Below are 10,554 nucleotides of genomic sequence, written 5' to 3' on the forward strand. Positions count from 1 at the left end.
ATTCCACAACCACGTAAGGACCCAATGACCTCCTCTTCTTCCTCTTCCCAGGACACCAAGCGCTTCGCGCACGCCTACCCCGAAGGTCTTCGGGCCGATGCCCTGATGGAAGAGGACGTCGCCTGGAGCCACGAGATCGACGGAGAGCGGGACGGCGACCAGTTCGACCGCTCCGAGCGCGCGGCCCTGCGCCGCGTGGCGGGCCTCTCCACCGAGCTCGAGGACGTCACCGAGGTCGAGTACCGACAGCTCCGCCTGGAGCAGGTCGTACTCGTCGGGGTGTGGACCTCGGGAACCGCGCAGGACGCCGACAACTCGCTCGCCGAGCTGGCCGCCCTCGCGGAGACCGCCGGCGCCGTCGTGCTCGACGGTGTCATCCAGCGCCGCGACAAGCCCGACGCGGCCACCTACATCGGCTCCGGCAAGGCGCTCGAGCTGCGGGACATCGTCCTCGAAATGGGCGCGGACACTGTCATCTGCGACGGTGAGCTGAGTCCCGGCCAGCTGATCCAGCTCGAGGACGTCGTCAAGGTCAAGGTCATCGACCGTACGGCCCTGATCCTGGACATCTTCGCCCAGCACGCCAAGTCCCGAGAGGGCAAGGCGCAGGTGGCGCTCGCGCAGATGCAGTACATGCTGCCGAGGCTCCGAGGCTGGGGTCAGTCGCTGTCCCGGCAGATGGGTGGCGGTCGCGGTGGCCTGGCGACCCGTGGTCCCGGTGAGACCAAGATCGAGACGGACCGGCGCCGGATCCGCGAGAAGATGGCGAAGATGCGCCGGGAGATCGCGGACATGAAGACCGGCCGCGAGATCAAGCGCCAGGAGCGCCGCCGCAACAAGGTGCCGTCCGTCGCCATCGCGGGCTACACCAACGCCGGCAAGTCCTCCCTGCTCAACCGCCTCACGGGCGCGGGAGTCCTGGTCGAGAACGCCCTGTTCGCGACCCTGGACCCGACCGTCCGCCGGGCGGAGACCCCGAGCGGCCGCCTGTACACACTGGCCGACACCGTCGGCTTCGTACGGCACCTGCCGCACCACCTGGTCGAGGCGTTCCGCTCCACCATGGAGGAGGTCGGCGACTCCGACCTGATCCTGCACGTGGTGGACGGCTCGCACCCGGTGCCGGAGGAGCAGCTGGCCGCCGTGCGCGAGGTGATCCGGGACGTCGGCGCGACCGGCGTGCCCGAGATCGTCGTGATCAACAAGGCGGACGCGGCCGACCCGCTGGTGCTCCAGCGACTGCTGCGGATCGAGAAGCGCTCCATCGCGGTCTCGGCCCGCACCGGTCAGGGCATTCAGGAACTGCTCGCGCTCATCGACAACGAGCTGCCCCGGCCCTCGGTCGAGATCGAGGCGCTCGTGCCGTACACCCACGGCAAGCTGGTCGCCCGTGCCCACACCGAGGGCGAGGTGCTCTCCGAGGAGCACACCGCGGAGGGCACGCTGCTCAAGGTGCGGGTGCACGAGGAACTGGCGGCGGATCTCGCGCCGTACGTGCCAGCTCCCGCGCTCTGACGCACTTCGCACGAAGGCCCGCTCCCCGCTTGCCGCCGGGGAGCGGGCCTTCAGCGTGCCGGTGTCACCGACCGCCGTACGCCCTGCTCATGTTCTGGTAGAGCTCCTCGGCCACTTGGCCCAGCTGCGGGCCCGCGAGCCAGGTGTTGTCGGTCGGCCCGATCGTGGTGTTAGACACCAGCACGGTCTTGCCGTCCACCACCCGGAACCAACCGCCGCCGGACGAGCCGCCATTCATCGTGCAGCCGATGCGGTACATCGTCGGCGGCGCGGGGTTCAGCGACAGCCGCCCCGGCCGGTCGATGCACCTGAACATCTTCAGCCCGCTGTAGGGCGGCGCGGCCGGGTACCCCCAGGCGCCCATACTCGCCACCTCGGACGCGGACGGCGCGGAGAAGTCGACGTCGAGCGCAGCGCCGACGGTCTCCTCCAGGGACTTCGACCCGGACTCCGGCTTCACGTGCAGCACGGCGTAGTCGTACGCCGCACCCGCGCCGCCCGTCTCCGAGCCGCCCTGGATCCACTGGTCCGAGGTGGACGCCCAGTCCGCCCACCACTGGCCGAACGCCGGCGAGGCAGTGAAGGTTTCCCGTGCGGCACCTCGCCGCCGCCTTGGACTCCGCTGTGCCCCCCGGCCGTTGCCGACCGGCTATCGCCCGGCGAACTTCTTGCTGACCGCCTGGTACACACCCTTGGCCACATCACCCAGCCGCGGACCCGCCAGCCAGCCCGAACTCACCGGCCCGATCGAGGTGTTGGACACAAGCGCCGGCTTGCCGTCGGAACCGTTCTCCACCCAGCCACCACCCGACGAACCGCCCGTCATGGTGCAGCCGATGCGGTACATCGTCGGATCCGCCTTGTTGATCGACAGCCGCCCCGGCTTGTCCTGGCACTGATACAGCGCCTGCCCGTCGAACGGCGCCGCCGCCGGGTAGCCCGTCGCCGTCAGGGTCTCCACCTTCGGCACCGCAGGAGCCCCGAAGTTCACCGGGAGCGCCGAACCGACCGTCTCCTCCAGCGACTTGCCACCGCCGCCCTGCTCGGGCGTCACATGGATCACCGCGTAGTCGTACGAGGCACCGTCCCCGCCCGTCTCGCCGCCCTGTTCAATCCACTGCTGGGAGGTCTGCGCCCAGTCACCCCACCACACGCCGAACGGAGCGACCTGCTCCTTGGTGGCGGTCTGCAACTGCTGTTCCGTCATGCCCTTGTCGTTGTACGACGGCACGAACGCGATGTTGCGGTACCAGCCGCCCTTCTTGCCGGCGTGCACACAGTGACCCGCCGTCCACACCAGGTTGGACTTGCCCGGGTGGGCCGGGTCCTCCACCACGGTCGCCGAGCAGACCATCGTGCCCTCGGGGGAGTCGAAGAACACCTTGCCCGCCGTCGCCGCGTTGCTGTGGTACGGCGGCCGCACCGCCTGCGCCTTGACCGGAGCCGGTGTCGGGTCCGTCACGCCCTGGTCACCGGAGAGGTCGTTGTCGTCGACACCCCGGTCCGGGTCATCGGCGTCCCGCATCCGGTCCGGGTCCCACAGGCCCTTGATGATCGGGTTGATGAAATCGTTGGCCTCGCGCAGCCAGTCGTCCCTGTCCCAGTTCTTCCAGGCGCCGTTCTTCCACTTGTCGATGTCGATCCCGTGCTCTTTGAGCTTGTCCCTGATGTCGTCCGGGATCTGGATCTTTCCGTCGGCGGTGTCACCACTGGTCGCGGAGGCGGACGCCTGCCCGCCCGCGTTGTCGTCGCTGCTGCCGCCGCCGCAGGCGGTGGCGGTCAGCGCCAGCACCGAGGCGAGAGCGAAGGCCGCCAGTCCGGGGGAGGTTCTGCGGGGCGCGCTCCTCCCCCGGCGAACGGTGAACGACGGCCGTATGGATCGCATGGTCTTGACTCCCCCTGTGGTAAAGGAACTGGGTGCCGCGCCCGTGAAGTGCCCCGCACCCATGTGCAGTTCACGTCGGTCTCGGTCTCACTGACGTCCGGGAACGGCACCACACACTATGCGCTCGCTGTGGGGGACTTCCGACCGAACGGCAACAGTTCCGTCACGGCAAGGATCTTGAGTCAACCCGTAACCCCGTGAGCGGTCCGGGGTTGTAGCGGTGGGGGGACTGCTGCCCATGCCCGGCGCCCGGTCCCCGGGATCAACTCGCCTCTGCACAGCGGGAGGACAGGGAACCGTGGCCGTGACCGAGTCGATGACCGGGGAGACGTGCGGGGGAGCGCATGAGGGGATCCTCAGGCGCCAGTCGGCGCGCGAGTCCTCGGCGCGCACCTATGCGCGCGCCCTCCCCATCGTGCCGGTCCGCGCCCGCGGGCTGACCATCGAGGGCGCCGACGGCCGCCGCTACCTCGACTGCCTCTCCGGCGCCGGAACCCTCGCCCTCGGGCACAACCACCCCGTCGTCCTCGAAGCCATCCGCAAGGTTCTCGACTCGGGCGCCCCCCTCTCCGTCCTCGACCTGGCGACCCCCGTCAAGGACGCCTTCATCACCGAACTGTTCCGCACCCTCCCTCCCGGCCTCGCCGACCACGCCCGCGTCCAGTTCTGCGGCCCGGCCGGCACGGACGCCGTCGAAGCGGCGTTCAAACTGGTCCGGGCGGCGACCGGCCGCACCGGAATGCTCGCCTTCACCGGCGCCTACCACGGCATGACCGCCGGCGCCCTCGCCGCATCCGGCGGCGCCTGCGACGTACGGGTCGCCCGTCTCCCGTACCCCCAGAACTACCGTTGCCCCTTCGGCGTCGGCGGCCCCCGCGGCGCCGAACTCGGCGCCCGCTGGACCGAGTCCCTTCTCGACGACCCCAAGTCGGGCGTGCCTCTGCCCGCCGGAATGATCCTCGAACCCGTCCAGGGCGAGGGCGGGGTGATCCCCGCCCCCGACGACTGGCTGCGCCGTATGCGGAAGATCACCGCCGACCGGTCCATCCCGCTGATCGCCGACGAGATCCAGACCGGAGTCGGCCGCACCGGCACCTTCTGGGCCGTGGAGCACAGCGGCATCACCCCCGACGTGATGGTTCTGTCCAAGGCCATCGGCGGCAGCCTCCCGCTGGCGGTAGTGGTCTACCGCGACGACCTCGACGTCTGGGAACCCGGCGCCCACGCAGGCACCTTCCGCGGCAACCAACTCGCCATGGCCGCCGGCACGGCCACCCTCACCCACGTCCGCGAGAACGGTCTGGCCGAACGCGCGTCGCACCTCGGCTCCCGAATGCTGCTCCAACTGCACGAACTGAAGCGGGAGTTCGCATGCGTGGGCGACGTCCGGGGGCGCGGGCTGATGATCGGCGTGGAGCTGGTGGATCCGGATCCGGAGGGAGGCGTGGAGGCGGATCTGCACGAGGGGATCGACGAGGGCTCCTACGACGCGTCGCCCGATGCCTCGTACAACGCCCCGATCGACCGGAGCAGCGAGCACGAACCCCGCCGCGTCCCGCGCCCCGCCGCTCCGGAACGCGCGGCCGCAGTCCAGCGGGAGTGCCTGCGGCGCGGCCTCATTGTGGAACTCGGCGGACGTCATTCAAGTGTCGTCAGGCTGCTCCCTCCTCTCACGATCAGTGACGAACAAGCGGCAGCAGTCCTGGACCGACTCACTGACGCAGTGGCAGCCGTGGCCGGCGGCGACACGGACCAGGTGTGTCGCCCCCGGCATCCGGAGCGCCGTGCCGGCCGGACGGGGTAGCTCGGCGAGCCCCGACATCAGCCGCGCCGGCACGTCACGGCTGCCCAGCCTCTGCAGCACTGCTTCCGTTCGGTCCGTCCCGTACCAGGAAGCGGCCGCGTGAGCCCGAACCGCATCGAGGAACAGTCTTGAACACCACCCCCACAGCCACCGACTACTCGCACAGTGCTGACGACAACTTCCCAGGCACACAGGCTCCGATGACCGCGCCGGCAGGGCCGGTCCCCCAACAGCAGCACCGAATCCCGGAGGCGGACCGCTCGACTGTTGCCCCCGACCTCCTGGACCACCCGGACCCCCACACGGCCGCCCAGGCCGCGGCCGTGGAGAACCTGCTCCGCTGCTGGGTACGGGAGACGAAGATCCCCGCACCGGACTCCAGCACCCTCCACATCCCCCTCCCGGCCAGTGGAACGGCCCTCGCAGCACCGGTCCACCACTGGTCCCCGACGGGCTGGCACCGCTTCGGTCTCCCATGCCTCGCCGACGCACCGGACGACGCGCCCCCGGTCGACGCGGTCACGCTCGCCGCGCTGCTCACCAGGGAGACGCTCACCCGCACCGGCACTGGTACCAGCACCGGCGGCGCAGCGGTGAACCCTGTAGCCGACGCAGCGGCCACCCCTGTGGGGGGCATGACCACCAACGGCGGCGACCTCGTCGCGAGGGTGGCCGACTCCGTGCGCCGTACCGTCACCTTCATCAGTGACCGGCGTGACCGGCGTGAGCGGCCTGCCGACGGTCGCGACCTCTTCCTCAGCGCCGAACAGGCCCTGCTCCTCGGACACCCGCTGCACCCGACGCCGAAGAGCCGCGAAGGCCTGACCGAGGCCGAAGCCCGCCTGTACTCGCCAGAGTTGCGCGGCTCCTTTCCCCTGCACTGGATGGCTGTCGCCCCTTCCTTGCTCGCAACCGACTCGGCCTGGACGGACCGCGGCCGTCCCGTTCCGGCGGACCACCTCACCGCACGGCTCGCCGGCCCCGGCCTGCCGCTTCCCGACGGCTACGCCGCCCTGCCCCTGCACCCCTGGCAGTCACGAGAGGTCCGGCACCGCGCCGAGACCGCGGCCCTGCTCGATGCCGGGCTGCTCCGGGACCTGGGCCCGTTCGGCACTTCTTGGCATCCCACCTCCTCCGTACGCACTGTCCATCAGTCCGGCGCCCCCGCGATGCTCAAACTGTCGCTGGGACTTCGGATCACCAACTCCCGCCGCGAGAACCTCCGCAAGGAACTCCACCGTGGCGTCGAGGTCCACCGGTTGCTGCGCAGCGGCCTGTCCAAGCAGTGGCAGGCCGTGCACCCCGGATTCGACATCGTTCGCGACCCTGCCTGGCTGGCGGTCGACGGCCACGACGGCCTGCCCGTCCCCGGGCTCGACCTCATGATCAGGCACAACCCCTTCCTCCCGTCCGACGACGTCTCCTGCGTCGCCGGTCTCGTCTCGCTCCGGCCCTCTGGTCATCCGGCTGTCGGCCGTGTCGCACTGGCCGATGACCCCGGGTCCACGAGGACACCACCCCTCCGATCCCGTCTCGCCCTCGTCGTCACGCGGCTTGCCAAACGGACGGGCCGACCCCATGGGGCTGTCGCCACGGAGTGGTTCCTGCGTTACCTGGAGCAGGTCGTGCGTCCGGTGCTGTGGCTGGACAGCGAGGCCGGTGTCGCACTCGAAGCGCACCAGCAGAACACGCTGCTCCTGTTGGACGCCGAAGGCTGGCCGGCGGGCGGCCGGTACCGCGACAACCAGGGCTATTACTTCCGTGAGTCCCGGCGTGCCGAACTCGACGACCGGCTGCCCGGCATCGGCGAGCGCAGCGACACGTTCGTCTCCGACGAGGTCACCGACGAACGGTTCGCCTATTACCTCGCCATCAACAACGTGTTCGGTCTGATCGGCGCGCTCGGTTCCCAGCGTCTCGCCGACGAGACGCTGCTGCTCGCCGCCTTCCGCCGGTTCCTCACCGAAGTCGCCTCGGGGCCCGCCCCTCTGCGCACGTCCCTGCCCGCCCGCCTGCTCGACTCACCCGTCCTGCGGTGCAAGGCGAACCTGCTGACCCGGCTGCACGGCCTCGACGAGCTCGTAGGCCCCGTGGACACCCAGTCCATCTACGTCACCATCGCCAACCCCCTTCACTCCTGAACCGAACCGAATCGACTTCATTCACTTCCGAGGAACATGACCCACCTCGGCTCCTGAGAGGAGCGCGCCATGCCTCCCACTGACGCGAGCGCCGACGACGGCCACGTCTCCGTCACCGTCCCGGGGTATCCGGGCCGGCACGGTTCCGACGGAGATAGCGAGGACACGCTGGACCTGCGTCTCCCTGACGAGCTCATCGCCCTTTTCGCCGGAGCGACGGCCGGCGACGGTGCCCTCTCTGCGATGGAAGACGACCTCCTGGACCACGTAGGAGCCTGGGGCCCCACCGTCACCCCCGCAGGACCCTTCCAACTGGTCCCCGTCCGCCTTGACCGTGACGTCCCGCTCATCAGCCGCTGGATGAACGACCCTGCCGTAGCCGCCTTCTGGGAACTGGCCGGCCCCACGTCACGCACCGAGGACCACTTGCGCGCCCAACTCACGGGCGACGGGCGCAGCGTTCCGTGCGTCGGCATGCTCGACGGCACCCCGATGAGCTACTGGGAGATCTATCGCGCGGACCTGGATCCACTGGCCCGTCACTACCCGGCCCGCCCGCACGACACCGGGATCCACCTCCTCGTCGGCGGGGTCGCCGACCGAGCGCGGGGATTGGGCTCCGTCCTGCTCCGAGCCGTAGCCGACCTGGTACTGGACCGGCGTCCCGCTTGCGTACGTGTCGTCGCCGAACCCGATCTTCGCAACACCCCCTCCGTCGCCGCTTTCCTCACCGCAGGCTTCCGGTTCGCCGCTGAGGTCGACCTGCCCGCCAAACGGGCCGCCCTCATGATCCGAGACCGCTCCCTGCGTGATCTGATGTAGCGCCGCGTGACGACGCCTTCACATTTGGTACACCGCTCGGGCCGGCCCGGTTCCCATTCCGCCCGAAGGTATTTCTCCCCGCGGCTCTCCCCGCATTTCTCCCAGGCCGAGCAATCGGCTCCTTGACCTGGACACACGCCCGCCAGCACGTTCGCCGACCCGGCCCCACTCGCCTCCACCCTCGTCCTCATTCGCCTCCGCCCTCGCCCCCCGCCCAGGAGCCCCACCCGTGATCCCACCCGTCGTCAGAGCCTTGATCACCCCTTTGTCAGTGGCGGGTCGTAGGGTGGTCGGGCTATGACGAAGCCCTCACTCCCCGAACTCCTGCATGCCGCCGTCACAGCTGTCGGCGGTACGGAGCGCCCCGGCCAGGTGACCATGGCCGAATCGGTCGCCGAGGCGATCGATGACGGATCCCACCTGCTGGTCCAGGCCGGCACCGGCACCGGAAAGTCGCTCGGCTATCTCGTGCCCGCGCTCGCGCACGGGGAGCGTGTCGTCGTGGCGACGGCGACCCTGGCGCTGCAGCGCCAGCTGGTGGAGCGCGACCTGCCGCGCACGGTCGACGCGCTGCACCCGCTGCTGCGCCGCCGCCCGGAGTTCGCGATGCTCAAGGGCAGGTCGAACTATCTGTGCCTGCACCGTCTTCACGAGGGAGTGCCGCAGGACGAGGAGGAGGGCCTCTTCGACCAGTTCGAGGCCGCGGCGCCCACGAGCAAGCTGGGCCAGGACCTGCTCCGCATGCGCGACTGGGCGGACGAGACCGAGAGCGGTGACCGCGACGACCTCACACCCGGTGTCTCCGACCGTGCCTGGGCACAGGTGTCGGTGTCGTCCCGGGAGTGCCTCGGTGCGTCGAAATGTGCCTATGGCGCCGAGTGCTTCGCCGAGATGGCCCGTGAGCGGGCCAAGCTCGCCGAGGTCGTCGTCACCAACCACGCCCTGCTCGCCATCGACGCCATCGAGGGCGCTCCGGTGCTCCCTCAGCACGAGGTGCTGATCGTCGACGAGGCGCACGAGCTGGTCTCGCGGGTCACCGGCGTCGCCACCGGTGAGCTCACGCCCGGCCAGGTCAACCGCGCAGTGCGTCGCGTGGCGAAGCTCGTCAACGAGAAGGCCGCCGACCAGCTCCAGACCGCCGCCGAGGGCTTCGAGCGACTGATGGAGCTGGCGCTGCCGGGCCGCCTGGAGGAGATCCCGGAGGACCTGGCCTACGCCCTGATGGCGCTGCGGGACGCCGCACGTACGGTCATCTCCGCCCTGGGCACGACCCGCGACAAGTCGGTCCAGGACGAGGACGCGGTTCGCAAGCAGGCACTGGCCTCCGTGGAGACGGTGCACGACGTGGCGGAGCGTGTGGTCAACGGCTCCGAGTGGGACGTCGTCTGGTACGAGCGCCACGACCGCTTCGGCGCCTCCCTGCGTGTTGCCCCCATGTCGGTCTCCGGTCTCCTCAGGGAGAAGCTGTTCGCCGACCGATCTGTCGTTCTGACTTCCGCGACCCTCAAACTCGGCGGCGACTTCAACGGCGTCGGCGCCTCCCTCGGGCTCGCCCCCGAGGGCACGGAGGGTGAAGACGTCCCGAAGTGGAAGGGCGTAGACGTCGGCTCGCCCTTCGACTACCGCAAGCAGGGCATCCTGTATGTCGCCAAGCACCTGTCGCGCCCCGCGCGGGACGGCGATCGCGCCGACATGCTCGACGAACTGACCGAGCTCATCCAGGCGGCCGGCGGCCGTACACTCGGCCTGTTCTCCTCCATGCGGGGCGCCCAGCTCGCCGCGGAGGAACTGCGCTCGCGGATCCCCGAGTTCCCGATCCTGCTTCAGGGCGAGGAGACCCTGGGGGAGTTGATCAAGAACTTCTCTGCGGACCCGAAGACCTGTCTGTTCGGCACGCTGTCGCTGTGGCAGGGCGTAGACGTCCCAGGCGCCAGCTGCCAGCTGGTCGTGGTGGACAAGATCCCGTTCCCGCGCCCCGACGACCCGCTGATGAGCGCCCGCCAGAAGGCGGTCGAGGACGCCGGGGGCAACGGCTTCATGGCGGTGGCCGCCACACACGCCGCGCTGCTCATGGCTCAGGGCGCCGGCCGCCTCGTACGGGCTTCGGGGGACCGCGGGGTGGTCGCCGTACTGGACCAGCGGCTGGCCACCGCGCGGTACGGCGGTTATCTCAAGGCGTCACTGCCCGACTTCTGGTACACCACGGACCGTAACCAGGTCCGCAGGTCGCTGGCCGCGATCGACGCGGTGGCGCGGCAGACGGAAGAGAAGTGATCGAGGGTTGGGCGGTGCCCGCCCCCGGGCCGGCCCACCCCCCCCGGGAAAGCCGGGATTCACCGGGGGGGTAGAGCCCATGGGCCCCGCACCGGCGGCGGGGGTGCGGGGCC

The 10,554-nt window shown here is 70.1% G+C and carries 6 protein-coding genes and 1 pseudogene; 5 read left to right on the forward strand and 2 right to left on the reverse strand.

Annotation, left to right across the window (positions count from 1 at the left end):
* The first annotated feature begins 24 nt into the window (after positions 1-24).
* Entirely contained in the window at positions 25-1,515 is a 1,491-nt protein-coding gene (gene hflX, locus ACFYXB_RS26720; RefSeq protein ID WP_351361783.1) for a GTPase HflX, read from the forward strand.
* Between the two features lie 64 nt (positions 1,516-1,579).
* Here the strand turns inward: hflX and ACFYXB_RS26725 are convergent.
* Both ACFYXB_RS26725 and ACFYXB_RS26730 read right to left on the reverse strand, forming a co-directional pair.
* Positions 1,580-2,080 (reverse strand): annotated as a pseudogene (locus tag ACFYXB_RS26725) (hypothetical protein); the annotation flags it as partial.
* Between the two features lie 84 nt (positions 2,081-2,164).
* Positions 2,165-3,400 carry a trypsin-like serine peptidase gene (locus ACFYXB_RS26730; protein ID WP_389586621.1) on the reverse strand — a complete coding sequence of 412 codons (1,236 nt, stop codon included), beginning with the start codon at positions 3,398-3,400 and terminating at the stop codon, positions 2,165-2,167.
* Positions 3,401-3,716: 316 nt separating this feature from the next.
* Here ACFYXB_RS26730 and ACFYXB_RS26735 point away from each other — a divergent pair, with 316 nt between their 5' ends.
* The 4 genes from ACFYXB_RS26735 to ACFYXB_RS26750 all read left to right on the forward strand — a co-directional run bounded on the left by ACFYXB_RS26735 (position 3,717) and on the right by ACFYXB_RS26750 (position 10,441).
* On the forward strand, positions 3,717-5,204 hold the full coding sequence (locus tag ACFYXB_RS26735; RefSeq protein WP_389586749.1) for a diaminobutyrate--2-oxoglutarate transaminase family protein: 1,488 nt from the start codon (positions 3,717-3,719) through the stop codon (positions 5,202-5,204).
* Positions 5,205-5,332: 128 nt separating this feature from the next.
* Entirely contained in the window at positions 5,333-7,345 is a 2,013-nt protein-coding gene (locus ACFYXB_RS26740; RefSeq protein WP_389586623.1) for an IucA/IucC family protein, read from the forward strand.
* Between the two features lie 69 nt (positions 7,346-7,414).
* The gene (locus ACFYXB_RS26745; protein WP_389586625.1) at positions 7,415-8,167 is read left to right on the forward strand and encodes a GNAT family N-acetyltransferase; all 753 of its coding nucleotides are present in this window, start codon (positions 7,415-7,417) and stop codon (positions 8,165-8,167) included.
* 297 nt (positions 8,168-8,464) lie between these two features.
* Entirely contained in the window at positions 8,465-10,441 is a 1,977-nt protein-coding gene (locus ACFYXB_RS26750; RefSeq protein WP_389586627.1) for an ATP-dependent DNA helicase, read from the forward strand.
* Positions 10,442-10,554: the final 113 nt, after the last annotated feature.

Source organism: Streptomyces sp. NPDC002619 (assembly GCF_042889305.1).
Classification (GTDB): domain Bacteria; phylum Actinomycetota; class Actinomycetes; order Streptomycetales; family Streptomycetaceae; genus Streptomyces.

What these genes read in the sequence shown, in the direction of transcription:
- hflX (WP_351361783.1), top strand. Translation starts at nt 25, where the DNA reads ATGACCTCCTCTTCTTCCTCTTCCCAGGACACCAAGCGCTTCGCGCAC.
- ACFYXB_RS26730 (WP_389586621.1), bottom strand. Translation starts at nt 3,400, where the DNA reads ATGCGATCCATACGGCCGTCGTTCACCGTTCGCCGGGGGAGGAGCGCG.
- ACFYXB_RS26735 (WP_389586749.1), top strand. Translation starts at nt 3,717, where the DNA reads ATGACCGGGGAGACGTGCGGGGGAGCGCATGAGGGGATCCTCAGGCGC.
- ACFYXB_RS26745 (WP_389586625.1), top strand. Translation starts at nt 7,415, where the DNA reads ATGCCTCCCACTGACGCGAGCGCCGACGACGGCCACGTCTCCGTCACC.
- ACFYXB_RS26750 (WP_389586627.1), top strand. Translation starts at nt 8,465, where the DNA reads ATGACGAAGCCCTCACTCCCCGAACTCCTGCATGCCGCCGTCACAGCT.